At 50.9% G+C, this 26,064-nt stretch carries 24 protein-coding genes; 16 read left to right on the plus strand and 8 right to left on the minus strand.

Features of this window, described 5'->3' with window-relative positions; all coding sequences use genetic code 11:
- Window positions 1–113: 113 nt before the first annotated feature.
- Window positions 114–1,187, plus strand: a complete 1,074-nt coding sequence (locus CLR69_RS07345) for a YeiH family protein (RefSeq protein ID WP_129711485.1) — start codon at window positions 114–116, stop codon at window positions 1,185–1,187.
- A gap of 79 nt (window positions 1,188–1,266) precedes the next feature.
- The gene (nfo, locus tag CLR69_RS07350) at window positions 1,267–2,112 is read left to right on the plus strand and encodes a deoxyribonuclease IV (protein ID WP_129711486.1); all 846 of its coding nucleotides are present in this window, start codon (window positions 1,267–1,269) and stop codon (window positions 2,110–2,112) included.
- Window positions 2,113–2,277: 165 nt separating this feature from the next.
- On the opposite strand, the gene fruA is transcribed toward nfo, so the two are convergent.
- The 3 genes from fruA to fruB are packed head-to-tail and all read right to left on the minus strand — an operon-like array spanning window position 2,278 to window position 6,056.
- On the minus strand, window positions 2,278–3,969 hold the full coding sequence (fruA, locus tag CLR69_RS07355) for a PTS fructose transporter subunit IIBC (protein ID WP_129711487.1): 1,692 nt from the start codon (window positions 3,967–3,969) through the stop codon (window positions 2,278–2,280).
- An 18-nt stretch (window positions 3,970–3,987) separates the two neighbouring features.
- Window positions 3,988–4,926 (minus strand): 1-phosphofructokinase, encoded by a 939-nt coding sequence (gene fruK, locus CLR69_RS07360; protein ID WP_129711488.1) that lies wholly within the window; start codon window positions 4,924–4,926, stop codon window positions 3,988–3,990.
- Window positions 4,923–6,056, minus strand: a complete 1,134-nt coding sequence (gene fruB, locus CLR69_RS07365) for a fused PTS fructose transporter subunit IIA/HPr protein (protein WP_129704337.1) — start codon at window positions 6,054–6,056, stop codon at window positions 4,923–4,925. Before fruB ends, fruK begins: the two co-directional genes overlap by 4 nt.
- Before the next feature lie 334 nt (window positions 6,057–6,390).
- Here fruB and CLR69_RS07370 point away from each other — a divergent pair, with 334 nt between their 5' ends.
- On the plus strand, window positions 6,391–7,569 hold the full coding sequence (locus tag CLR69_RS07370; protein WP_129711489.1) for a sugar efflux transporter: 1,179 nt from the start codon (window positions 6,391–6,393) through the stop codon (window positions 7,567–7,569).
- Window positions 7,570–7,579: 10 nt separating this feature from the next.
- On the opposite strand, the gene CLR69_RS07375 is transcribed toward CLR69_RS07370, so the two are convergent.
- Window positions 7,580–7,834 (minus strand): hypothetical protein, encoded by a 255-nt coding sequence (locus CLR69_RS07375; RefSeq protein ID WP_005967276.1) that lies wholly within the window; start codon window positions 7,832–7,834, stop codon window positions 7,580–7,582.
- A gap of 296 nt (window positions 7,835–8,130) precedes the next feature.
- On the opposite strand from CLR69_RS07375, the gene yeiP reads away from it, so the two are divergent.
- The 8 genes from yeiP (at window position 8,131) to yejF (ending at window position 17,346) form a co-directional block, all read left to right on the plus strand.
- Entirely contained in the window at window positions 8,131–8,703 is a 573-nt protein-coding gene (gene yeiP, locus CLR69_RS07380) for an elongation factor P-like protein YeiP (protein WP_039300896.1), read from the plus strand.
- Between the two features lie 87 nt (window positions 8,704–8,790).
- Window positions 8,791–9,777, plus strand: a complete 987-nt coding sequence (locus CLR69_RS07385) for a CobW family GTP-binding protein (RefSeq protein WP_129711490.1) — start codon at window positions 8,791–8,793, stop codon at window positions 9,775–9,777.
- 38 nt (window positions 9,778–9,815) lie between these two features.
- Complete coding sequence (locus CLR69_RS07390) at window positions 9,816–10,517, plus strand: phosphatase PAP2 family protein (RefSeq protein ID WP_129704331.1); 702 nt, start codon at window positions 9,816–9,818, stop codon at window positions 10,515–10,517.
- Window positions 10,518–10,839: 322 nt separating this feature from the next.
- The gene (mepS, locus tag CLR69_RS07395) at window positions 10,840–11,421 is read left to right on the plus strand and encodes a bifunctional murein DD-endopeptidase/murein LD-carboxypeptidase (RefSeq protein WP_129704329.1); all 582 of its coding nucleotides are present in this window, start codon (window positions 10,840–10,842) and stop codon (window positions 11,419–11,421) included.
- Window positions 11,422–11,790: 369 nt separating this feature from the next.
- Window positions 11,791–13,599 (plus strand): extracellular solute-binding protein, encoded by a 1,809-nt coding sequence (locus CLR69_RS07400; protein WP_129704327.1) that lies wholly within the window; start codon window positions 11,791–11,793, stop codon window positions 13,597–13,599.
- A gap of 9 nt (window positions 13,600–13,608) precedes the next feature.
- On the plus strand, window positions 13,609–14,706 hold the full coding sequence (locus tag CLR69_RS07405) for a microcin C ABC transporter permease YejB (protein WP_129704325.1): 1,098 nt from the start codon (window positions 13,609–13,611) through the stop codon (window positions 14,704–14,706).
- Window positions 14,703–15,728 carry an ABC transporter permease gene (locus tag CLR69_RS07410; protein WP_129704324.1) on the plus strand — a complete coding sequence of 342 codons (1,026 nt, stop codon included), beginning with the start codon at window positions 14,703–14,705 and terminating at the stop codon, window positions 15,726–15,728. The genes CLR69_RS07405 and CLR69_RS07410 overlap by 4 nt, the downstream gene beginning before the upstream one ends.
- 1 nt (window position 15,729) lies before the next feature.
- Window positions 15,730–17,346 carry a microcin C ABC transporter ATP-binding protein YejF gene (yejF, locus tag CLR69_RS07415; RefSeq protein WP_129711491.1) on the plus strand — a complete coding sequence of 539 codons (1,617 nt, stop codon included), beginning with the start codon at window positions 15,730–15,732 and terminating at the stop codon, window positions 17,344–17,346.
- 43 nt (window positions 17,347–17,389) lie between these two features.
- Here yejF and CLR69_RS07420 read toward each other — a convergent pair whose 3' ends face one another.
- From CLR69_RS07420 to rsuA, 3 genes are all read right to left on the minus strand, one after another.
- Complete coding sequence (locus CLR69_RS07420; protein WP_014699583.1) at window positions 17,390–17,734, minus strand: YejG family protein; 345 nt, start codon at window positions 17,732–17,734, stop codon at window positions 17,390–17,392.
- 386 nt (window positions 17,735–18,120) lie between these two features.
- Window positions 18,121–19,311 carry a Bcr/CflA family multidrug efflux MFS transporter gene (locus CLR69_RS07425; protein ID WP_129711492.1) on the minus strand — a complete coding sequence of 397 codons (1,191 nt, stop codon included), beginning with the start codon at window positions 19,309–19,311 and terminating at the stop codon, window positions 18,121–18,123.
- Window positions 19,312–19,352: 41 nt separating this feature from the next.
- The gene (rsuA, locus tag CLR69_RS07430; RefSeq protein ID WP_129704316.1) at window positions 19,353–20,048 is read right to left on the minus strand and encodes a 16S rRNA pseudouridine(516) synthase RsuA; all 696 of its coding nucleotides are present in this window, start codon (window positions 20,046–20,048) and stop codon (window positions 19,353–19,355) included.
- A 236-nt stretch (window positions 20,049–20,284) separates the two neighbouring features.
- Here rsuA and CLR69_RS07435 point away from each other — a divergent pair, with 236 nt between their 5' ends.
- The 3 genes from CLR69_RS07435 to rplY all read left to right on the plus strand — a co-directional run bounded on the left by CLR69_RS07435 (window position 20,285) and on the right by rplY (window position 22,710).
- Complete coding sequence (locus CLR69_RS07435) at window positions 20,285–20,524, plus strand: YecH family metal-binding protein (RefSeq protein WP_129711493.1); 240 nt, start codon at window positions 20,285–20,287, stop codon at window positions 20,522–20,524.
- 2 nt (window positions 20,525–20,526) lie between these two features.
- Entirely contained in the window at window positions 20,527–22,290 is a 1,764-nt protein-coding gene (gene radD / locus CLR69_RS07440) for a DNA repair helicase RadD (protein ID WP_129711494.1), read from the plus strand.
- Between the two features lie 135 nt (window positions 22,291–22,425).
- Window positions 22,426–22,710: a 50S ribosomal protein L25 gene (rplY, locus tag CLR69_RS07445; RefSeq protein ID WP_129704310.1), complete on the plus strand. Its 285-nt coding sequence runs from the start codon at window positions 22,426–22,428 to the stop codon at window positions 22,708–22,710.
- Between the two features lie 120 nt (window positions 22,711–22,830).
- Here rplY and yejK read toward each other — a convergent pair whose 3' ends face one another.
- On the minus strand, window positions 22,831–23,841 hold the full coding sequence (gene yejK, locus CLR69_RS07450) for a nucleoid-associated protein YejK (protein ID WP_129704309.1): 1,011 nt from the start codon (window positions 23,839–23,841) through the stop codon (window positions 22,831–22,833).
- A gap of 201 nt (window positions 23,842–24,042) precedes the next feature.
- Here yejK and CLR69_RS07455 point away from each other — a divergent pair, with 201 nt between their 5' ends.
- Entirely contained in the window at window positions 24,043–24,273 is a 231-nt protein-coding gene (locus CLR69_RS07455; protein WP_005967239.1) for a YejL family protein, read from the plus strand.
- Between the two features lie 14 nt (window positions 24,274–24,287).
- Window positions 24,288–26,036 (plus strand): LPS biosynthesis-modulating metalloenzyme YejM, encoded by a 1,749-nt coding sequence (gene yejM, locus CLR69_RS07460; RefSeq protein WP_129704307.1) that lies wholly within the window; start codon window positions 24,288–24,290, stop codon window positions 26,034–26,036.
- The last annotated feature ends 28 nt before the right edge of the window (window positions 26,037–26,064 follow it).

The following is a 26,064-nucleotide window of genomic DNA, read 5'->3' on the forward strand; positions in this document are numbered from 1 at the left end:
GCTCTTTATCTGAAATACCTATAGGTTATAAATATATAATCAATTTCTCTTTTAATCTCGTGGATTATAAGCTGGCTTCTCAATTCGGCACGGTCAGAATAGGCACCCAATCCATGGCTCTTCCTGCGACATTACAAGCGATGACTCCACCCGATGGAGCAAAAGCGCGATTACCCGGCCTGCTGCTAGTAAGTTTAATAACTTTTTCACTTCTCTGGCTGGCAAATATTCCGAAAATCGCCCACTGGGGACCCGGTTCACTGACATTAGCGATCCTGATTGGAATCATACTGGGAAATAGCGTTTATCCGAGAATTCATCCGCTGTGCGATCCTGGCGTACAGTGGGCCAAACAGCATTTACTCCGCTGGGGCATCATACTTTATGGTTTTCGGCTCAGCTTTCAGCAAGTTGCTGCCGTCGGTTTTACCGGTGTCGCCGTCGATCTTACCGTCGTCACGCTGACGTTTTTGCTCGCCTGTTGGCTTGGAAAACGCTGGCTGAAACTCGACAATGAAACCGTGATTCTCATCGGTGCTGGCAGCAGCATCTGCGGTGCCGCGGCGATAATGGCAACAGCCCCCGTTGTCAAAGCACCTAGCAATGCGATTGCCGTCGCGGTTTCGACCGTGGTGATTTTCGGTACGACGGCGATGTTTTTGTATCCGTGGATCTACCAGCTCAATCTCGAACATCACTGGATTGAGGTTACACCGCAAATTGTCGGCCTGTATTTTGGCTCAACAATCCATGAAGTCGCTCAGGTCGTTGCCGCCGGGCATGCCGTCGATGGTGCGACGGAGAACATCGCCGTCATCAGCAAAATGCTGCGCGTGATGATGCTGGCACCGTTCCTTCTTATACTCGGATTTTTTCTGAGAAAAACTACGCAAAAAAGTGATGCGGAAAACGCAGTTCCACTCATGTTCCCGTGGTTCGCGTTAGGGTTTATCGCCGTCGCCGCCTTCAATTCCTTCCCGCTCTTTTCTCCGACACTCGTCACTCAGTTAGTTCAACTTGATAATGTACTACTGATGATGGCGATGGTCGCACTGGGTCTGACGACCCGATTCAACGCTATTTGTCAGGCAGGGGCAAAACCGCTGCTGCTGGCACTTATTCTGTTTATCTGGCTGATAATCGGTGGTGCAGGCATCAATCTGTTCTTTGAGCATTTATTCGGCTAACGATGAATTATTTACCTGTTAACATCTGATCAACCTACGCGACGATGCCATAATGTCTCGGTTATCAGAGGAGACCAACATGAAATTCATCGGGGCGCACGTTAGCGCAGCAGGCGGTGTCGATCAGGCCGTGATTCGCGCACATGAGATAAAGGCGACGGCTTTCGCTTTATTTACCAAGAATCAGCGCCAATGGCAGGCCGCGCCGCTCAGCACAGAGGTCATTGACCGTTTTAAAGCCGCGTGTGAACAGTACGGCTATACGTCGGCACAAATTCTGCCTCACGACAGCTATCTGATTAATCTGGGTCACCCGGACGAAGAAGCATTAGAGAAATCACGCATCGCGTTTATTGATGAAATGTCTCGTTGCCAACAGCTTGGGCTGAGCCTGCTGAACTTTCACCCCGGTAGCCATCTGAAACAGATTGAGGAAGCAGACTGTCTGAGACGTATTGCCGAGTCCATCAACATCGCGCTGGCGGAGACAGACGGCGTCACCGCCGTGATTGAAAATACAGCCGGGCAAGGTAGTAACCTGGGTTTTCGCTTTGAACATCTGGCGGCCATCATCGACGGCGTGGAAGATAAAAGCCGTGTCGGCGTCTGTATCGATACCTGCCACGCTTTCGCTGGCGGTTACGACCTGCGAACAGAAGCGGATTGCGAAGCAACCTTTGCTGAATTTGACCGTATTGTTGGGTTCCGCTACCTACGCGGAATGCATTTAAATGATGCGAAAAGCACGTTCGCCAGTCGCGTTGACCGACACCACAGTCTGGGAGAAGGCAATATCGGCAAAACCGTTTTCAGTTACATCATGAAAGACACGCGTTTTGACGGTATCCCGATGATTCTGGAAACGGTCAATCCCGATATCTGGGCCGACGAAATCGCCTGGCTCAAGTCCGAAGCCAAGAGCTAACTATCCTCTTTACTCCAATAAAAAAGCGCCAGCTGGTGAATACCAACTGGCGCGATCTCATCCACATCCTTGTGTCATGGCAATACTTTTATTCACTTTGCAAGCGTGGCGGTTAACGTTCTCCGCCACTATCCTGCATAGTAAAATTCATGACGATAATCAGGCTTACGCGACTTTCGCCAGTTGTTCATCAGAGCGTTTCAGCAATGCGTACAGCACGCCAGCTACCACCGTTCCCGCAATGATCGCTAACAGATAACCGATAACTGGGGTAATCGCACCTGGAATTAACAGTACGAACAGACCACCGTGTGGTGCCATCAGCTTAGCCCCCACCGCCATTGACAGCGCACCTGTCAGTGCACCACCGACGATGCAGCAAGGCAGAACGCGCATTGGATCACGCGCTGCGTAAGGAATCGCACCTTCGGAGATAAAGCACAGGCCGAGTACAAACGCCGCTTTACCACCTTCACGCTCTGTCGGGTTAAATTTCTTGCTTGCCAGTACAGTTGCCAGACCCATAGCCAACGGTGGCACCATACCCGCAGCCATTACAGCGGCCATCGGCGCATAAATCTGGCTACTGAGCAACGTCGTGCCGAAAACGTAGGCCACTTTGTTAACCGGGCCGCCCATATCCGTACACATCATCGCACCCAGAATTGCCCCCAGAATCACCGCATTCGCCGTGCCCATGGATTGCAGCCAACCTGTCAGGCCGGTGAGGATTTTCGCAACCGGCGTACCGACGACGTAAATCATGATCAGACCAGTGATCAACGTAGCGAACAGCGGAATGATCAGGATCGGTTTCAGCGCAGTCAAACTTTGCGGCAGAATCAGCTTATTGTTGATCGCTCTGGCAATATAACCCGCTAGGAAACCGGCAATAATCCCGCCGAGGAAACCCGCTCCCGTACTTACTGCCAACATCCCGCCAACCAGACCCGGCGTTAAACCTGGACGATCCGCAATGGAGAAAGCGATATAGCCCGCTAGCACCGGCACCATCAGCGCAAAGGCAGAACCGCCACCGATCTTCATCAGTGCGGCAGCTAGCGTACCTTCCTGTTTGAAGGCCTCAATACCAAAAACAAACGACAGCGCGATACACAGGCCGCCCGCCACCACCATCGGCAGCATGTAAGACACGCCAGTCAACAGGTGACGATATGGACCTGCTCCACCTTTCTGGCCAGACTCGCTCGCGCTTGCAGCGCTGGTTTGCCCAGATGGCTGATACACTTTAGCTTCAGCCTGCGCCTTGTCTAACTCCTGCGCCGTCTTTTTCAATGCCAGCCCGGTCGAGGTACGATACATCTTCTTACCAGCAAACTTCGCCAGATCGACTTCAATATCGGCAGCAACGATCACCAGATCGGCCTGCTCCACTTCCTCTGGCGTAATCGCGTTACCAGCACCAACGGAACCGCGCGTTTCCACTTTAACCCACCAACCGCGTTTTTTTGCTTCGCTTTCAATTGCTTCCGCGGCCATAAACGTGTGTGCGACGCCAGTCGGGCACGCCGTTATCGCGACAATACGCTTGGCAGTTGCGGGTTGCTGAACGGAAGCTGACGCGACAGCTTGATACGTCGTTGCTTCAGCCTGCGCTTTCGCTAAAAAAGCGTCCGGCAGTGAAACAGCCAGCTCGATATCACCGACATAAACCTGCTTGCCATTCAGTGCACTATCCGACGCAGCGGATGCACCCAGAACGATCGCCAGTTCAGCGTCGTTAGCTTGTTCTGTAAACGTCACCCCTGCTTTCGCAGCGGCAGCGCCGAGTAGGTTCTTCACCAGTTGGCTTCTCGCCAGGCCCAGTGATTTATCCAAAATCAGCAGCGTTTTCATTGTTTGTCTCCTGCTGTATCAGTTAAAGGGTTTCAGGTCGACACGCGTCATCATCGCGGCCAACTGAGGACGATCGGTAATACCTACATTACTTTGGCTGACGGCCAGAGCCGAAACCGCCGTAGCCAAACGCAGAGTGTGCTCACTGGACTCACGCATTAATAAGCCATAAATCAACCCCCCAACCATGGAGTCGCCCGCCCCTACCGTACTCACCACATCACAGGCAGGTGGTTTTGCCAGCCACGCGCCAGATGCATTCACCCACAGCGCGCCTTCCGCGCCCAGTGAGATCACAACATGCGCGATACCCTGTTCACGCAGTGCGTGAGCAGCATCCACCACATCAGCCAGCGCAGGTAATTTACGCCCAGCCCATATTTCCAACTCCCGGCGGTTTGGTTTCACCAACCAGGGAGAAGCCTTCAGTCCCGCCACCAGCGCTTCACGGCTGCTGTCGAAAATAATGCAAGGACACTGCGTGCGCAGACGAGACATCCAGTCAGTAAACGCATCAGGATCGACGCCAGCAGGCAAACTGCCGCTAACGGCGACCATGTCGAATTGCCCCAGCCAGCTCAGCGAATCATTGACGAAACGCTGCCAGTCTTGCTGTGTTACTTCAAAACCGGAAAAGTTGAAGTCGGTTACGTCGCCATCTTTTTCGGTTAATTTGACATTAATACGCGTACGTCCTGGCACAACCTGGAAACGGTTCGCAATGCCCAGCTCGCTGAACAATTGCTGAAAACCATCCTGGTTGTCTTTACCCAGAAAGCCACCTACCGTGACATCAATCCCGAGATCTTTCAGCACTTTGGCAACGTTGATACCTTTACCGGCGGCGTGCAGACCCGCTGTCTGAACCAGATTGACTTCGCCTTTCTCAACTTCCGGGCAATAACCAACCAGATCGTAAGCTGGATTCAGGGTGATTGTGGCTACTCTCCTGCTCATGCTGCCCCCTCGCCCAAACCGGACGTAATCGCATCGCCAATAGCGGCCAGTGCTTGTTCCGCATCGCTACCGCTGGCGGTGAAACGCAGTTTGTGACCTTTTTTCACGCCCAGCGCGACGACTTTCATCAGGCTGCGGCCATTTGCTGGCTTGCCAGTACCGTCCAGATTGGTCACCGTAATCTCGCTAGTGAACTGTTTGATCACGTTCACCAGCATGGTGCCAGGACGGGCATGCAGGCCATGTTCGTTGCGGATGGCAAATTCAGCCGTCAGCACTTCGCTCTCTTCCGGTACGTCGCTGGTCAAGAGTGCCAGCAGCGTCGGTGCATCGGCCGTCAGCAAGCGTTCTGCTTTTTGCGCAATCAGCAGGTTGCTCAGATAATCGATCGGTGCAAAAGCCTGATCGTCAGCCGCCGCAACCGTCACCAGCAAGGCAACATTTTCACCATCAACGCTGAAAGGTGCGGCCGGACGCGCTACCGCAGCCGCGCTGCTCAGGTTACCGATGGCGCTATCACTGAACCACACGCCTTGTCCCAGATTCAGCGGCTTATTGCTGACGGTGGTGCTGACGAAACTGGCGTCTGCTGCACCAACCTGCTGAAGACGACCAGCGTTCAGCGCCTGAAGCGTCAACAGATTATCGGTCGCCACATCCAGCGCAATCAGCGAGGTGTCAAAACGGAACTCGGCCAGCTGTTGTTCGCCCATCAGCAGGCTACGGAGTTCTTCTGCTGAGGTTGTGCTTGCCAGACGTGCCGCTACGCGATCGTCGCTCAGGACGTGAGTCAACTGACGCAGCAACGCAAGGTGTTCATCAGAACGGGCTGCGATCCCCAACACCACATAGGCAGTTTGATCTTCACCCCAGGCAATCCCCTGAGGAAACTGAAATACTTGAACCCCGGTCTTCAATACCAGATCGCGGGTATCGGTTGTGCCGTGAGGGATAGCAATACCGCTTCCCAAATAGGTAGATGTTTGCTGTTCACGCTGTAGCATGCCGTCGACATACCCTGCGTTAACGCACCCGGCATCGGTCAGTGCTGAAGCAACAAGCTGGATAGCTTCCTGCTTATTACTGGCCGCTGCGCCCAAATGAATATCTTGCTGTGACAACTGGAACATGGCTCTCCTCTCTTGCTGAAAGTTGAATCGTTTCAGCTTTTATGAGAAAAAAATGTGTCGATTGTTAGGGCGTTTCAAAAAAAATTCCGCTGAAACGTTTCAAAAGTCTCATTCTATTACGACATTTATGCAAGCATTCTGCGCTGCTGACATAACAGAATTTTGACATCACGCACATTTTAACGTGGATGACACGCTGCCCGCCAACAAAAACCATCAAATGGCTGAAGCCGTGCTGACGAAAAATAATGAAACAAGATTTCTGTTTCATTATAAACCCGCGTACTATGTCGCGCTCGACAGCCTCTGCCTATTTTCCAAGCGCTACCAATTTATGTTTACTCCTGCAAACACAACGCGACGTCCGCTTGACCTAACATCGTCAGCATTTTTGGTTATTGCCTTTCTGACTGGAACGGCCGGTGCCCTGCAACTCCCTACTCTCAGCCTCTTTCTTTCCAGTGAAGTGCAGGCTCGCCCTTTTCTGGTCGGCATGTTTTATACTGGTAGCGCGGTTATCGGCATCATCGTCAGTCAAATACTTGCTACTCGCTCGGATCGCCAGGGCGATCGAAAATCGCTGATCTTCGTTTGCTGCCTATTGGGCGCGCTGGCCTGCATGCTGTTTGCGTGGAACCGTAACTACTTTATTCTGCTTTTTATCGGCGTCTTGCTGAGCAGTTTTGGCTCAACCGCAAACCCACAACTTTTTGCGCTGGCACGCGAGCATGCGGACAAAACCTGTCGTGAAGCGGCAATGTTCAGCTCTATTCTCCGCGCGCAAATTTCTCTCGCCTGGGTTGTTGGCCCGCCCATCGCCTTTGCACTGGCATTAGGATTCGGCTTCACGACGATGTATCTGACCGCCGCCGTCGTCTTTATCTTGTGCGGCATTTTGGTCAAATGCTTTCTGCCCTCCATGCCTAAAACCGTGGAGAAAACCACCTCCACGCTGGAATCACCGCGCCGCAACCGTCGGGACACGCTCTTGCTGTTCATAGCATGTACCTTAATGTGGACCTGCAACGGGATTTACCTCATCAATATGCCGCTGTATCTGGTGCATGAGCTACGCCTACCAGAAAAGCTGGCGGGTATCATGATGGGCGTTGCCGCGGGGCTGGAAATTCCGGTGATGCTGATTGCGGGTTACGTTGCCAAACGCTTCGGTAAGCGCTTCCTGATGCGGCTTGCGGTTGGATCCGGCCTGCTGTTCTTCAGTGGATTGTTGTTCTTCAATGGAGAAACCGCACTGCTAGCGCTACAGGTGCTGAACGCCATTTTCATCGGGATTTTAGCCGGAATCGGCATGCTCTATTTTCAGGATTTAATGCCTGGACAAGCAGGGGCTGCGACGACGCTGTTTACCAACACCACTCGTGTTGGCTGGATCATCTCTGGTTCGCTGGCCGGTATTGTTGCTGAAATCTGGGACTACCACGCCGTTTTCTTTTTCGCGCTACTGATGATCGTCGGTTCTATCTATTGCATGTGGCGCATAAAAGACGCCTGACCGCCGCCATTTAAGGCGCAGTGTCAGCTTCCAGCTTGAGCAGATAAATCATCGCCTCATCGCGGTGGCTGAAGCACATATCCGCACGCGGCTTTAGCCCCGCGCAAACCGCAGGCCGCAGAGGGGAATGGAATAGCCCGCAGCGCATCGCCTCATCAAGATGAATACAGGGCGTGTTTGCAGGCTTGCCGTGCGGCAGGCCCGGCATAGGCGTTGAAATCGATGCTGCGATGCAGCAAGCACCGCAGTGGGGGCGACAGTCCATCAGCAAGCTCTCCGGTGGGCTGACAAGAGATAGAGATCGCCACGATAGCAGCCCCGTAGCAAAAAACCAACACACGCCCCTTTTCCTATACTCTAAATAATTCGAGTTTCAGGACAAAATGTATTCGTTTTGAACAGTGTTAAGCATTAGCCCTTAGGGCAAGGCTCAGGGATGAACCGAGTAGCGCGACCAACGCACATGAAATTTAAAGTATGACGAGTATATGCTTGCCTGAATTCTCCGGCGCGAGTAACGTGTCGCCACAAAAATCACACTCCTTATAGCAGGTAATTTTTATGGCAAGAGCGAACGAAATTAAACGTGGAATGGTCGTTAACTATAACGACAAGTTATTGCTGGTAAAGGACATCGATGTCCAAAGCCCCAGCGCCCGCGGTGCCAGTACATTGTATAAAATGCGTTTTTCTGATGTCCGCACGGGTTTGAAAGTGGAAGAGCGTTTTAAAGGTGACGACATTATCGATACCATCACGCTGACACGACGTACGGTCACCTTCTCTTACATTGACGGCGACGAATACGTCTTTATGGATGATGAAGATTACACCCCGTACCTCTTCAAAAAAGATCAAATAGAAGAAGAGCTGCTGTTTATCCCTGAGGGCGGAATGCCAGGGATTCAGGTATTAAGTTGGGATGGCCAAATCATCGCGCTGGAACTACCACAAACGGTAGACCTGGAAATTATTGAGACGGCGCCCGGCATTAAAGGTGCCTCCGCCAGCTCACGTAACAAACCAGCAACCATGAGTACTGGTCTGGTTATCCCCGTCCCAGAGTATCTCAGCGCAGGTGAAAAAATCCGTATTCACATCCCAGAACGTCGCTACATGGGCCGCGCAGACTAACAGCATACCTTGCACCATCAGCACGATACCTGTCGCCGGATGACATATCCGGCACATCTCAACCTTCCATTTACATAGGAGCCTGCCATGCTAACGAAAGTCAATTTGATTACGGGGTTTCTTGGTAGTGGAAAAACCACCACTATTCGCCATCTTCTGTCGCAAAAACCGGAAGATGAAGTCTGGGCGGTGCTGGTTAATGAGTTTGGTGAAGTGGGCATTGACGGTGCCTTGCTGGCAGATAGCGGCGCGGTTTTGAAAGAAATTCCTGGTGGCTGCATGTGCTGCGTAAACGGCTTGCCTATGCAGGTTGGCCTGAATATGCTGCTGCAACAGAAAAAACCGCATCGATTACTCATCGAACCCACGGGTCTCGGCCACCCGAAACAAATTCTCTCATTGCTTACGAGTGATATCTATCAGCCTTGGCTGACATTACAGGCCACGCTGTGTCTGCTGGATGCCCGTCAGTTAAGCGACACACGTTACACGGAAAATGAGAATTTCCGCGATCAGCTTGCCGCGGCTGACATTATTATCGCCAACAAGCGCGATACCTATACCACCGACGATCTCGCGGCCTTACAGCACTGGCAACAGGTAAGCGGCGATTCTCGGCAAATTATCGAAGTCTGTCAGGGAAACGTTGACCGGCAGCAGCTCGATCAGCCGCGACATAACATACGTGAACTGCCCGACGGCGCCCACCACCATTCACATCAACCAACCAATGGTTTGGCCGCGCTGAAACTACCGGGTGGACAATCCTGGCGACGTTCTCTTAATCAAGGACAGGGCTACCATGCCTGCGGTTGGATATTCGAGCCTGAAACCGTTTTTGACACCGCAGCCTTGCTGGACTGGGTCCGCCTTTCCCCCGTGAACCGAGTTAAGGGGGTGATGCGTATAAAAGAAGGGACACTTGTCGTCAACCGTCAGGGATTCGATCTTAATATAGAAACGCGATCAACGGCACCGATTGATAGCCGTATCGAAGTCATCAATGAAACACCAGCAGAATGGAATACGTTACAAGCCTTGTTGTTAAAGGCTCGTTTAACTAACGTGGACTAGACTGAAATCTTTTCGTCTTTGTTTGGATGCTTTACCTTATGTCATTTGCTCGTTTTTCTTCTATTTTAGTACTCAATGTAGTAGGTATTGGTCTGTTTTTATCTTGGTACCTGCCGGAAAACCATGGTTTCTGGCTCACGCTAGACAGTAACATCTTTTTCTATTTCAACCGTCTTTTGGTTGATAGTCCGACATTTTTACATCTGGTCGCCATTACCAATAACCGCGCCTTTGACGGCTGTGCGCTCATTGCGATGGGTTTACTGTATCTGTCGTTTTATCTGAAGGCCACCCCCACAGAGCGTCGCCGTTTATTGATCATCGGCTTTATAATGCTGTTAACTGCCGTAGTACTGAACCAGGCAGGACATTTATTACCCGTGCAACACGCCAGCCCAACACTCTATTTCAGTGACATCAACCGTGTTTCAGACTTAACCGGTATTCCTACCAAAGATGCTTCATCAGATAGTTTCCCAGGCGACCACGGGATGATGCTGATGATATTTGCTGCCTTTATGCTGCGCTATTTTACCCGCACCGCTTTCGCTATCGGCTTGGCCATCACGGTAATATTCTCATTGCCTCGCATCATGATCGGCGCACATTGGTTTACCGATATTGCAGTTGGCTCGCTCTCGGTTGTTCTGGTAGGCCTGAGCTGGTGGTTACTAACACCAGCAAGCGATGCCGCTATTGCTCTATTAAACCGACTATTACCTAACAAATCGACAGTATAAATCCTTATGATTTCAGATTTTTTACATCGACATTTTTTAGCTGAACACATCATTAAATCTTATAAATAAATTAGTTAAAACTTCTCGCAATCCTGCTGCTGTTGCGGTAGTCTCGTTCAAGTTTGCTTTTTAGCGCATACTGAACTAGCGGCGGAAAGAGAAATAATGTGCATTCTGGCACACTTTCGCTGATGAGTATTTGGCTAAGAAGAAACTCTGATTTAGTCTGAGTCTCGTTTTCGTTTGGCATTTATGCCCCACTCAAATGGGGATACTACATAGCGATATTTATCGTTAAGGACAGCAAGGGAACATAACAATAATGGTCAAGTCTCAACCGATTCTGAGATATATCTGGCGGGCAGTGCCTGCCGTCGCGGTAGCAATGATGCTTTCCGCATGTGGAAGTAATAGTGCATATAACCATAAAGCTCAAACTGATATGCATGCAGTTAATGATAAAGATGGTCTTTTACTGCAAGCCTCTCAGGATGAATTTGAAGCACTGGTTCGTAATGTGGACGTCAAGTCCAAGTTACTTAACCAATATGCCAGTTGGAAAGGTGTTCGTTACCGTTTAGGCGGTGATAGTCGCCGTGGCATTGACTGCTCAGCTTTCGTTCAGCGCACCTTCCGCGAACAATTTGGCATGGATTTACCGCGTTCAACCTATGAACAGCAAGAGATGGGCCAGAAGATTCAGCGCAACAAACTGCGCGTTGGCGACCTTGTTCTGTTCCGTGCAGGTTCAACCGGACGCCACGTTGGTATTTACCTCGGTAACGATCAGTTCGTCCACGCATCAACCAGCAGTGGCGTCATTATCTCCAAAATGACGGAAGACTACTGGAATAAGCGTTATCAAGAAGGACGTCGTGTTCTGAGTAAAGGAAAAGTAAGCTAAACAATATCCGTTCCTTGCTGTGGTATTGCTTAACTAGCCAACGAAACGAGACAACACCAACGCCGCTTATAACCTAAGCGGCGTTTTTTATTCCTGCTATTCCCTTCGATGCCACTGCGTTCTTTCCCTTCTGCGGCATATTGCGCAAAATATGACTGACTCAACAACCTGAAACATTAACAGGCCGTGATTAAGGTAGGTTTATCACCTGATTTCATGATAAAAAGAAAACACGCAACGTCCCGATGGGAATGTTAATTATTTCAAGAACTTTATGCCGAACAAATCGGCATCGCCGACGTTACAGTATGGCATGTCTACACTCGTCGCCTAATCAGATAACGTCCGCTCGCAGGAGATTGCCGTCAGATGTTAAAACGCGTTATCGCTGCCGTATTGCTTTGCACGACCCATTTTGGGCTGCATGCCGAAACGATTGAAAACAGCACCCGCTTTGCACTATTAGGTGAACCCAAATATGCCGAGAACTTCAGCCATTTTGACTATGTCAATCCTGATGCTCCCAAGGGCGGCAGCATCACCCTCAGCGCACTAGGTACTTTTGATAACTTCAACCGTTTCGCACTACGTGGCGTGGCCGCAGCGCGCACGGAACGGCTCTACGATTCGCTCTTCACTCCCTCTGATGACGAGCCCGGCAGCTATTATCCGCTGGTCGCGCTAACGACACGCCATTCAGCGGATTTCCGCTGGATTGAAATAGAGATGAATCCCAAAGCCCGCTTTCATGATGGCTCACCGATCACCGCTGCCGACGTGGCATTCACCTACAATATGTTTATGACGCAAGGTGTGCCGCAGTTCCGCATCTATTTTAAAGATGTTACCGCCAAGGCTGTTGCACCGCTGACTGTACGTTTCGATTTTCCCGTGTCCGACAAGAACCGCATGTTCAGCTTGCTTACTCTGCCCATCATGCCGGAGAAATTCTGGAAGAATCATAAATTCAGCGAGCCGCTATCGTATCCGCCCCCGGCCAGTGGTCCTTACCGCATTACCGCCTATCGAACGGGGCAATATGTCACCTATTCACGCGTGAAAGACTACTGGGGTGCCGATCTGCCGGTCAATAAAGGCCAGTACAATTTCGATAAAATCCGCTACGACTACTATCTGGACGACAGCGTCGCACTAGAAGCCTTTAAAGCGGGTGCCTTCGATCTGCGAGAGGAAGGATCGCCAAAAAACTGGGCGACCCAATATCAGGGTGGCAACTTTGCGCGTGGCTACATCATTAAGCAGGATCAGGTTAATCAATCCGCCCAAGATACACGCTGGCTAGCATTCAATATCCAGCGACCGCTGTTTCAGGATCGTCGCGTACGTCAGGCGTTATCTCTGGCGTTTGACTTCAACTGGATGAACAAGGCGCTGTATTACAACGCGTATCAACGTACCGACAGCTATTTCCAAAACACCGAGTATGCCGCTAAAGGCGAACCCAGCGCTGAGGAATTGGCCTGGTTGACCCCCCTGAAGGACAAAGTACCAGCCGAAGTCTTTGGCCCTAGCTACGCGCCCCCCTCCTCCGACGGCAGCGGCTATGACCGACAAAATTGGCTTAAGGCACTCAAGCTGCTGGAAGAGGCGGGTTGGGAATTGAAAGATCAGAAGCTGGTTAGTAGCAAAACTGGGCAGCCGTTTACGTTCGAGCTTTTGTTACCAAGCGCCGGTAACTCGCAGTATGTCCTGCCTTTTCAGCAGAGCCTGAAAAAATTGGGCATCACCATGAACGTGCGTAATATCGATAGCACGCAGTTCAACAACCGTATTCGTAAGCGAGATTTCGATATGACGGCAATGGTGTACCCTGCGTTCCTCTACCCCAGTGACAACCTGCAAATGTACTGGAGCTCGCAGTACATCAATTCAAGCTACAACAGACCTGGCGTCAACGATTCCGCGATTGATTCACTCATTGAGGATATCGTTAAGTATCAAGGACAGAAAGTACCACTACTGTCATTAGGCCGCGCGTTGGACAGAGTATTGACCTGGAATCAGTTCATGATTCCGATGTGGTATTCCAATCACGACCGCTTTGCCTATTGGAATAAGTTTGCCATGCCTGCTGTGCGCCCGGCCTATTCGCTAGGTTTTGATGGCTGGTGGTTCGATACCAAACAGGCAGCTACGCTGCCCGCAGAGCGACGTTAAGGAATCAAAATGGGAACGTATCTGTTACGCCGCCTCTTGCTGGTCATCCCAACCCTGTGGGCGATTATTACGATTAACTTCTTCATTGTACAAATTGCCCCTGGCGGCCCAGTAGATCAGGCCATTGCAGCGATCGAAATGGGGCATGGTAGCGGCTATACCGCTAATAGCGGAACAGATGCCGGGATGGCACGCACAGGCTCCAGCGGCGCGCCTAACATCGAGAATGCTTATAGAGGCTCACGCGGACTTGACCCAGAAGTCATCGAGGAAATCACCAAACGCTATGGCTTCGATAAACCGATCCATGAACGCTATTTTAAACTGCTGTGGGATTACGCACGTTTTGACTTCGGCGACAGCCTGTTTCGCGGTTCCTCAGTGATGCAACTGATCAAAGAGAGCATGCCAGTTTCGATTACGCTGGGGCTGTGGAGTACGCTAATCGTCTACCTGATATCGATTCCCCTTGGTATTAAGAAGGCCGTGAAGAACGGCACACCGTTCGATACCTGGAGCAGTACGCTAATCATTATCGGTTATGCCATTCCCGCGTTTTTGTTTGCGATTATTTTGATTGTGCTATTCGCGGGTGGCAGTTATCTGGACTGGTTCCCGCTTCGAGGCCTGATTTCCAGCAATTTTGACACCCTGCCGTGGTACAGCAAAATTACCGATTACTTGTGGCATATCGCGCTACCGGTTCTGGCTTCCGTGATTGGCGGTTTTGCGACCCTCACAATGCTTACCAAGAACTCCTTTATGGATGAAATTCGCAAGCAATACGTCGTGACGGCGCGAGCAAAAGGGCTGGATGAAAAGAGCATTCTCTACCGCCACGTGTTCCGTAATGCCATGCTGCTGGTGATTGCAGGATTCCCCGCCACCTTTATCAGCATGTTTTTCACCGGCTCACTGTTGATTGAGGTCATGTTCTCTCTCAACGGGTTGGGCCTGCTGGGCTATGACGCTACGCTGCAACGTGATTATCCCGTCATGTTCGGTACGCTATATATCTTCACACTGATCGGTTTGTTGCTGAATATCGTCAGCGACATAACCTACACGCTGGTAGATCCACGTATCGATTTTGAGGGACGCCAATGAGCCGCTTAAGCCCGATTAATGAGGCGCGCTGGGCGCGTTTTAAAAGTAATCGTCGCGGTTACTGGTCGCTGTGGATTTTCATGGTGCTGTTTATCCTCAGCCTGTTTTCAGAACTGATCGCCAATGACAAACCGCTGCTGGTGAAATATGACGGTCAGCTCTATACGCCTGTACTTATTGATCATAGCGAGAGAACGTTCGGCGGGCAGTTAGATACCGCCGCTGACTTCCGCGATCCTTATATCGCCGAACGTATCAGCAGCCACGGTTGGGCCATCTGGCCACTGATTCGCTACAGCTATGACACCATAAACTATGCCACCACCGCATCTTTTCCGTCAGCGCCCTCCTGGCAGAACTGGCTGGGTACGGACAGTCAGGGGAAAGATGTCGTCTCACAGGTACTTTATGGCTTCCGTATCTCACTGCTGTTCGGTCTAGCGCTCACCATTCTGTCCAGCGTGATTGGCATTATCGTCGGGGCGACACAGGGCTATTACGGCGGACGTATTGACCTATGGGGCCAACGCTTTATCGAAGTCTGGTCTGGCATGCCGACGCTGTTTCTCATCATCTTGCTGTCCAGCGTGATTCAGCCGGACTTCTGGTGGCTATTGGCAATTACCGTACTTTTCGGCTGGATGAGCCTGGTTGGCGTGGTTAGGGCAGAATTTTTGCGTACGCGAAACTTTGACTATATTCGCGCCGCACAGGCAATGGGCGTCAGCGATCGTGCCATTATGTTCCGCTGCATGCTGCCAAATGCGATGGTCGCGACGCTGACCTATCTGCCCTTTATTCTCTGCGGCTCGATTACCACACTGACATCGCTGGATTTTCTCGGCTTTGGTCTGCCGATGGGCTCACCATCATTAGGTACCTTATTGCTGGAAGGGAAAAATAACCTTCAGGCACCGTGGCTGGGCATTACCGTGTTTATGGTGCTTTCCATCGTGCTTTCCTTACTCATTTTTATCGGCGAAGCGGTACGCGACGCCTTTGACCCCAGCAAGGCACATTAATATGTCCAGTTCACCTTTATTGCAGATAGATAATCTCAGCATTGCCTTCCGCAAAGGCGATCGGGAACAGCGTGTTGTCGACCAACTTTCACTGGCGGTGAATGCCGGAGAGACGCTAGCGCTGGTCGGTGAGTCAGGTTCGGGGAAAAGCGTCACCGCACTGTCGGTTTTGCGCTTGCTCCCTTCCCCGCCCGTAGTTTATCCGCAAGGCGATATTCGCTTTGCAGGGCAATCGCTACTGCATGCCGATGAAAAAACGCTGCGCCAGATACGCGGTAACCGAATTGCGATGATCTTTCAGGAACCAATGGTGTCGCTTAACCCCCTGCAAAGCATTGAGAAGCAGCTGATTGAAGTACTTTCTCTGCATCGGGGTATGCGTACCGAGGCAGCTCGTAGCGAAGTTATCACCTGTCTGGATCGCGTGGGTATTCGGCAGGCTAAAAGCCGATTGAATGATTTCCCGCACCAGCTTTCCGGTGGGGAACGTCAGCGCGTCATGATTGCCATGGCGCTACTGACCCAACCCGATTTACTCATTGCAGATGAACCCACAACGGCGCTGGACGTTACCGTTCAGGCGCAAATACTGAAATTGCTGAACGAGTTGAAACAGGAATTGGGGATGAGTTTACTGTTCATCACCCACGACCTGAATATCGTCCGTCAGTTGGCGGATAACGTGTCGGTAATGAAGTCAGGTCAGGCAGTAGAGCACAACAGCTGTCAGCAACTTTTCAGCGCGCCGCAGCATCCTTACACGCGCCAATTGCTCGACGCAGAGCCGTCAGGCGAGCCGCAGCCGATAGAGGACGACGGTGAACCGCTCCTGCGAGTGGAACAGTTGCACGTTTCATTTCCTATCAAACGCGGCCTTTTACGCCGCACTGTTGACGAAAAGCAGGTAGTTAACAATATTAGTTTTGCCTTACGGAGAGGTGAAAGCCTGGGTCTGGTGGGGGAATCCGGTTCCGGGAAAAGCACAACCGGATTAGCGCTGCTGCGTCTGATCCAATCGCGTGGTGATATCTGGTTTGATGGCCAATCCCTGCAAGAGCTAACCCGTAAGCAAATGCTGCCCTTCCGTCACCGGATTCAGGTTGTCTTTCAGGATCCGAACTCCGCACTGAACCCACGGCTGAATGTGGAGCAAATTATTGCTGAGGGATTGACTGTCCATCACTCCTTGAGCAAAGAAGCGCGTGAACAACGCGTGGTGGCGGTGATGCAGGAGGTCGGGCTTGATCCCACCACCCGCTACCGCTATCCATCAGAATTTTCCGGCGGTCAGCGCCAGCGTATCGCTATCGCTCGTGCTCTGATACTGCAACCGGAACTGCTGATCCTCGATGAACCCACATCATCGCTGGACAGAACCGTTCAGGCGCAAATTCTGGCACTGCTGAAATCATTACAGGAAAAGCACAAAATCGCCTACCTGTTTATCAGCCATGATTTGCAGGTTATCCGCTCGCTGTGCCATCAGGTTATTGTGTTACGGCAGGGAGAAGTGGTCGAACAAGGAGAATGTAAACAGATATTCACGCACCCTGCAGAACATTATACGCGGGAGCTGCTTCAGTTCTCATCCTGTACGACAAAAGCACCGTCAGCGTAATAAGAGAATACCGTAGCGCCAGCCAGTCTGCTGACGCTACGGTTTAAAAAGGGTACTGTGCCGATACAGATTCAGCGATGGCGACACCGACATTCTTCAGACGGCACATTGCCGTACTTTCATCATTGCGATGCAAAAACAGACACGGTTCGCCTTCCCATTCCAGAACGGCGCATTCAACCTGTATTTCAGACAGGGATTGATTAAGCTGGCGCATGATTTCCCATGCGATATCGCCATCATGGCTCAACAGCTTGAGGCCAATCAGGTTATTGTCTTCTTCTCTGCCGCTCAGCGGAATCGGTTCAACGTTGATACCCGTAAAACCCGATAACCAGCGATAACTTTGCGGCAAACGATGAACTACCGAAAGTTGAAAACCGTCCACTACTGTTTTCCTCAGGTAATAATTCACAAAATAGTAACATATTTATCATAGTAGCGTGCTCGCACCATTTTTCGCCACTTTTCGTGAACAAAAAAATAACAAACACATATTTTGCATATCGTGACAGTGGCTAACAAACCTGATTGCAAGCGCTATTAATGCCAAATTGATCACGAATCGCTCTTCTTTTCCGGCTATATGTAACCTTTTCCATTTAATATCTCAACCCTTTTTAGCCTCATCGTTCACTTTTAGGTCAAATATTTTACATTAGCAAAACAAAAAGGAATGACAGACGATTGCTGTCAGAAGGAGAAGAAGGAGAAGGAGAAGAAGGACACATTCAGATGCAGGCACACTTACCTGCATCTGAAAGAAGGGAAAAATCAGGCCGCGGGGGAACGATGTGCGTACAGATACAGCATAAATGCACCGATCGAACAAAGCGCCATAGATAGCACCATCGGCCAGGCGCTGTTGAATGAAGCCAGTGATAGGATAACCCCTACAATCGCTCCAAGACCAAAGCGTAGCGTGCCAGCCAAGGATGAGGCCGTTCCTGCCATGTGGGGGAAATCATCAAGAATAACCGCCATTGCATTCGACGCCACCATCGCAATACAGCCGACAAACAGTGCCACGCCAAACACCAAGGGTAAGAAGCCGAGATCGAACAGGCAGACAATCACCAGCCATATCCCCATCACGAACTGAATGACCAGCCCCGCGCGAAACATCGCCATAGCACCCAGACGCCGTACATTGCGACTGTTAAACAGCGTCACCACAAACAGAAAGACGACATTCAGGGCAAAGTAGTAGCCAAAATTCTGAGGAGAAACGCCATACAGATTGATATACACAAACGGCCCGGCACTCAGAAAAGAGAACATGCCGCAAAACGAGAGCCCACTTGCCACCATATAGCTAAACACCCGCTTGTGGCGGAACAGAATGGCAAAATTCCCGATCGTCGTACGCAAATGAAATTTCTGCCGTTTCGCTGGCGGTAAGGTTTCTTTGATAAAAAAGAAAATCAGCGCTGACGCCAGAAAAGCCGCGGCAGAGATCGTCCAGAAAATGGAATGCCAGCTAAACCACAGTAGCAGCCAGCCACCAGCAATCGGTGCAATTAGAGGGGCAACAGTCATCACCAGCACTACAAACGACATCATGCGAGAAAAATCATCCCGCGAGAACATATCACGCATCAGCGCATTAATAACGACCGCTGCTGCTGCTGCGGAAACGCCGTGCAGGAAACGCATGTAAATCAACTGTTCTACTGTTTGCGCCAGCGCACAGGCCACGCCTGCAAACGCAAAAACCAGCGTACCGCCGAGAATAACAGGCTTACGCCCCAGACTGTCCGCCATCGGTCCGTAGAACATCTGACCGATAGCAAAACCCAGCACGTAAGTACTGAGTGTCATTTGGACATGCCCGTCCCCCACCCCAAACTCGTTAGCAATGGTCGGTAACGCAGGTAAATACATATCGATAGCTAACGGCATTAGCATCGAAATCAGGCCGAGAATAAAAATCAGCCCGAGATGAGAAGAACGGCGTAATTGCACTAACTAACTCCAGATGAGAAATGAGGTCGTTCTTAATAGAATTATTTTACGCTGGCTATCTCTTCAGCACTTAACGCCCGGAATTCTCCCGGCTCTAGTTCACTATCCAGACAGATGTCGCCAATACGCTCGCGGTGTAGCTCCACAACGCGATTTCCCACCGCAGCAAACATCCTTTTCACTTGATGATAGCGTCCTTCGCTAATCGTCAATCGCACGACATGATCCGTTATCTTTTCAAGCGTAGCGGGTTTAGTGAGATTCTTCTCGTTATGCAGCTGTACGCCCGCCGTAAATTGCTCTGCGGTGTCCTCGGCCAGCGGTAGCTCAAGTGTCACCAGATACGTTTTTTCACACTCATGCTTAGGCGAGGTAATACGATGTGACCATTGTCCATCGTCAGTTAACAGCACCAGCCCCGTGGTATCGATATCCAGGCGCCCTGCCGCATGCAGCTTGTGCGCCACCGGGACATCCATGAAATACAGAATGGTGGGGTGATCGGGATCGTCCGTTGAGCAGACATAGCCTTGGGGCTTATTCAGCATGAAATAGCGTGGACCGCTCTGCTGTTCCAGCGGGTTGCCATCAAATTCAACGTTATGCTCGGGGGATAGCTTGAACGCACCGCTCTTCACCACTTCGCCATCAACGGTAACACGCTGCGCACGCAGTTCACGCGCCACCAGCGAACGGCTAATTGCCAGTTGCTGGGATAGAAATTTGTCCAATCGCATTAAAACTAACTACCTGTTTCAAATCATGAGGCCATAGTATAACGGGGCTTTACCCGCACGTCCTGCAATTCACCGCCCATCGATTGCTCTTTTTAGCCAACCGTCAGGCTGCGCGTAGTCACCCAAATTCACTCACTTAAGTAAGCTCATCAGGGCTCCTCTGTCTGCCGCCTTCCCGAAAGTTGAATTATTTAAGGTATAATAGCGGCAACTTTTTACATTTTGAGGGCAATCGCATGTCATCTATTCACGGTCATGAAGTTTTGCAAATGATGCTCGCATCCGGCGAGTCATTTACCACCGAACAGTTGATTACCACCATTGAAGCCCGCTTCGGCAACGCCGCACGTTTTCATACCTGCTCTGCCGAAAACATGACGGCTTCAATGCTGGTGCAATTTTTGTCTGAACGCGGAAAATTTATCCCGCAAGATGCGGGTTTCACCACTAGCGCCAGTAAAATCTGCCAGCACTAGCGATGTCATTCACACTGCGGCCTTACCAGCGTGAGGCTGTTTCCGCCACACTCGACTATTTTCGGCGCCATACCCAACCGGCGGTCATCGTTTTGCCTACCGGTGCAGGGAAAAGTCTAGTGATCGCCGAACTGGCGCGGCTTGCTCGTGGTCGAGTGCTGGTGCTCGCGCACGTCAAGGAACTGGTCGCGCAAAACCACGCCAAATATTGCGCCTGGAATTTGGAAGCGGATATCTTCGCTGCGGGGCTACAACAGCGAGAGAGTCAGGGAAAGGTGGTTTTTGGCAGCGTGCAGTCTGTCGCACGTAATCTTGACCAGTTCGATAACGCCTTCTCCTTGCTGATCATTGATGAATGTCACCGCATTAGCGATGATGACAACAGTCAATATCAACAAATCATCCAGCATCTGCAAACGACCAACCCGCAGTTGCGACTGCTCGGCTTAACCGCCACGCCCTATCGACTTGGCAAAGGCTGGATATATCAGTATCACTATCACGGCATGATGCGCGGCGACGAGCGTTGTTTGTTCCGCGACTGCATCTATGAGCTACCGCTACGCTACATGATCAAACATGGCTTTCTGGTGCCGCCTGATCGGCTGGATATGCCAGTGGTGCAATATGATTTCAGCAAACTTGTCGCCCGCAGCAACGGACTTTTCAGCGAAGCTGACCTGAATCTTGAACTCAAACGTCAGCACCGCATCACACCGCACATCATCAGTCAGGTTGTCGATTATGCGCAAACACGGCGCGGTGTGATGATTTTTGCGTCCACCGTCGAACATGCCAAAGAAATTGCAGCGCTGTTACCCGCGGGTCAGGCTGCGTTGGTCAGCGCCGATACGCCACCAGCCGAACGAGATGCACTGATTGATGCCTTTAAACAGCAATCGCTGCGGTATCTGGTCAACGTGGCAGTGTTAACAACCGGTTTCGACGCCCCGCATGTCGACCTCATTGCCATCCTTCGCCCAACGGAGTCCGTGAGTCTTTATCAGCAAATTGTCGGACGCGGTTTACGTTTGTATCCAGGGAAAAAGGACTGTCTGATACTGGATTACGCGGGTAACCCACACGACCTCTACACGCCAGAGGTAGGCAACAGTAAACCCCATGCAGGTAGCCAGCCAGTGCAGGTTTTCTGCCCCGAGTGTGGTTTTGCTAACCTATTCTGGGGAAAAACCACCCCGGACGGCGATATTATCGAACACTATGGCCGCCGCTGTCAGGGCTGGGACATGACGGAAAGCGGCCAACGCCAACAGTGTGATTTCCGGTTTCGGTTTAAAGTTTGCCCGCATTGCGGCGCCGAAAATGACATTGCCGCGCGGCGCTGCCACCAGTGTGACGAGGTCTTGGTCGACCCCGACGATATGTTGAAAGCCGCACTGAAACTGAAAGATGCGCTGGTTTTGCGTTGTAGCGGTATGAGTTTCGAGCAAGGTCAAAATGCAAAGGGAGAATGGCTAGAAATTACCTACCATGATGAAGACGGTGGTGACGGCATTAGCGAATGTTTTCACCTGTATACCCCCGCCCAGCGCTACGTCTTTCTACAACGATTTTTACGCGTTCACCAACGCGCACCGGGAACGCCATTTAACTGGCAGAATACCGCCGACGTCATTGCACAACAAAAATTATTGCGTGCGCCCGATTTTGTCGTCGCCCGTAAAAACGGGAAATTCTGGCAAATACGCGAAAAGCTCTTTGATTATCAGGGACGCTTTCGCCGCGCCAATGAACTACGCGGCTAAGTAATGTTGGGATTCATTTGCCCGCGGAACCATATTCCGCTAGAATTCAGCCCGCTTTTGTTCGCAAAAGCTGAATAACCCCACCTGCTGCTGGGTCGCCTGTAGCAGGATTACTTTATATAAGTAGAGAAGAAAATGATTACTATCAAAGCAGAAGCACGTCAAGGTCAGGGTAAGGGTGCGAGCCGCCGCCTGCGTTCCGCTGGTAAATTCCCAGCCATCGTTTACGGTGGTTCAGAAGCACCAGTATCTATCGAACTGGATCACGATTCAGTAAAAAACCAGGAAGCGAAAGAAGGCTTCTACGGTGAAACACTGATCCTGTCTATCGATGGCAAAGAAGTTCAAGTTAAAGTTCAGGCTGTACAACGTCACGTTTACAAGCCAAAACTGACTCACATCGACTTCGTTCGCGTTTAGTTTGCGCTGAAGTCGTTTTCCGGGACGCCGGGAAAGAAAAACGCCGCTTATGCGGCGTTTTTTTTATAAAAATATCTTCATTCACAAAAGCCCACACAGAGACATCCGCTGGCTCAATGTCTACTGCTTGCTACCACTCGTCCGACGCTGTAGCTGATCGCGCAGATTCGGCGGTGTGCCTTTAATCGTCAACGTATCTGTCGCTGGATCCCAGAAAATCCGCTCGCCCAGTAATAACGCATCAAAGTTCAGACTAATACCACCACCACTGCCAGCAAATTTGGTCAACTGACGCAGCGTCCCGCGGTCGGCGGGGAAGCTCTCTTCTAACTCATACCCCTGATCGGCTGAAAACTGCTGAAAGGTTTTCTCACCCAGCGGTGGCAGTTCCTGCGATAGCGATGCTAGCTCGATTTCCTCACCAGACTGTAACTGCTCATTGCAGTAGCTATACACCTGCTGACGATAATTCTGGCGCTCGTTTTTATCCAGTTGAGCCTCATCACAATACTCATCAACCGCTTTCAGCAGACCGCGGTTTTGTGCTTTGGTGTCCAACCCTTCTGACGCCGCAAGAAAATCCATGAAAAAGTCAGACACTTTGCGTCCGACGCGGCCTTTCAGGAACGTCAGATAGCGCGTGGATTCAGGATTAGTTTCCCATTCAGTCAGATCGATACGGGCAACGATATCGGCGTGATTGATATCCAGATAGTGCGTGGTGCTGATATCCAGCTGTTCATTAACCCGCATGCTGTTGCAGCTATTAAGCACCGATATCAGCAAATATTCGACCGCCAGATAACGGTACTGGCAGAACAACACGATGCCACCTTCGGCAAACGGATACTTCGCCAACTCGTCACGCAGACGCCCGGTTGCGGCACGTGAGAAGCTCAGAAAGTCCTCATCCCCTTTGCGACAAGCCCGCAGCGCATCCGCCAGCTCGCTTTGCTCATTAAACAGCCCGTAGGCTTTACTCTTGGCGCTGTAAACGCGATGCAGTTCAGCCATCATCTCTTCTACTGCTGCGTTGGTCGACAGCAGTGAATCACGCAACACCATTTCCAGCGTTTGTTCGTCACGTTTAATTAGCTGATGCAGGGCAATCTGGGTGATATCCAGACTCATGGTAACTCTCCTTTTGGCAAGGCGCGTATTCAAGCATTGATACGAACGGCCTGCAACACATAAAGCCGCACCTTCTCACCTGTACGCACGCTAAGCGTCTACACTACTTAATGATAAAAGTACGTTAATGATAAAAGTGCGGAAAAGCATAAGCCTATACGGTAAGATAAGCGACTTTACCAGCTTGAGATACGCCATTTTATGCCACAATCATCCCGTTATAGTGACGAACACGTTGAACAACTGCTTTCTGAGATGGTCAATGTTCTGGAAAAGCACCACGCGCCGACCGATCTTGCTTTAATGGTGCTCGGTAACATGGTGACGAACCTGATTAATACCAGCATAGCGCCAGCTCAACGTCAGGTTCTGGCGCGTTCTTTCGCTGAAGCCCTACAGGCTTCAATTAAAAAAGCCGATAAAGCTCACTAAGTTTTGACCAACGTATGGTAACCAACCGTCAGCGCTACCGCGAAAAAGTCTCCCAGATGATCAGTTGGGGACACTGGTTCGCCTTATTCAACATTTTGCTCACTCTGGGGCTGGGTAGCCGCTATCTGTTTGTTGCCGATTGGCCAACCTCCCTGTTCGGTCGGATTTACGCACTGGTTAGCTGGCTTGGCCATTTCAGTTTTATCGTTTTTGCTGCCTACCTGCTGGTTATCTTCCCGCTAACATTCATTGTGATGTCGCAGCGTCTGCTGCGGTTCTTGTCTGCGGCGTTGGCAACAACCGGACTGACGATACTGTTAGTCGATGTTGAAGTTTTTACACGTTTCCACCTGCACCTCAACAGCACCGTTTGGGAGCTCGTCGTCAACCCAGGACAAGGGGAAATTGCCCGCGACTGGCAGTGGATGTTTATCGGCATTCCGTTGATTTTCATGGCAGAAATGCTATTTGGCACCTGGTGCTGGCAAAAATTACGCAGCCTGAACCGCCGCCACTTTGGCAAACCATTGGCGGGTGTTTTCATCTCGGCGTTCTTCGCGTCGCACCTGATGTACATCTGGGCTGATGCGAATTTCTATCGCCCGATTACCATGCAGCGTGCCAACTTACCGCTATCTTATCCAATGACGGCTCGTCGGTTTTTGGAAAAACATGGCCTGTTGGATGCGCAGGAATATCAACGCCGATTGACGCAGCAGGGTAATCCTGAGGCTATGACAGTAGAATATCCGCTCAATAACATCACCTTCCGCGATAACGGCAGCGGCTATAACCTGCTGATGGTGATGATCGACGATACCCAGCCTGACGCCATACAAAATCGTATGCCTAATCTGTCGCGCTTTGCCTCAGAAAACGTGCGCTTCAGCGATCACTACGATTCGGGCTCTCAGCCAGATGCCGCTCTGTTTAATCTGTTTTACGGCCTCTCGACGACTTATATGGATGGCATATTGAGTGCGCGTAAACCCTCAGCGCTGATCGCCGCACTAAGCCAACAGGGTTATCAATTCGGGCTATTTTCAGCGAACGGCTTCAACAGTCCGCTCTATCGTCAGGCGCTGCTTTCTGATTTCTCGTTGCCCGCGCCGCAGCAGCAAAGCGGCGATGCCATCATCGCGCAATGGCAAGAGTGGCTCAATAACGATAGTAATCCAGCACCCTGGTTCTCTTACGTTGAGTTGAGCAGTGCGCCAAAAAATGCTTCCAGCAAAGATGCTGAGCCAAGCAGTAGAGTGAATATTCAGGACGTTGATCGTCAGATTGGCCAAATCATTCGTACCTTGCAGGAAAAGAACATTCTGGATAACACAGTCGTCATTGTGACAACCGCACAAAACCAGAATGCCAGCACCAGCAACGCGGCACATTTCACCCGAACACAATGGCAAACACCGCTTATTGTTCACTGGCCGAATACGCCGGCACAGACCATTACCAAGATGACGGATAACAAAGACGTCATGACCACGCTAATGCAACGCCTGCTCCATGTGAAAAATGGCACGGATGATTATTCACAAGGTGAAGATTTGTTCTCTGCCCAGCGGCGCTATCCGTGGTTGATTAACGGTAATGGCGGCACGCTGCTGATCACAACACCGGAACAAATCATCGTATTGGAAAGCAACGGTAACTACCGGGCTTACGATACAGCGGGAAATCGGTTGAATGATGAAAAACCGCAGCTTGCCCTGCTCTTGCAGGTACTAACCAATGAAAGACGCTTTATTGCCAACTAACTGCCTAAATCTAAAGCAGTCGTTCTCG

The organism is Pectobacterium zantedeschiae (assembly GCF_004137795.1).
Classification (GTDB): Bacteria; Pseudomonadota; Gammaproteobacteria; order Enterobacterales; family Enterobacteriaceae; genus Pectobacterium; species Pectobacterium zantedeschiae.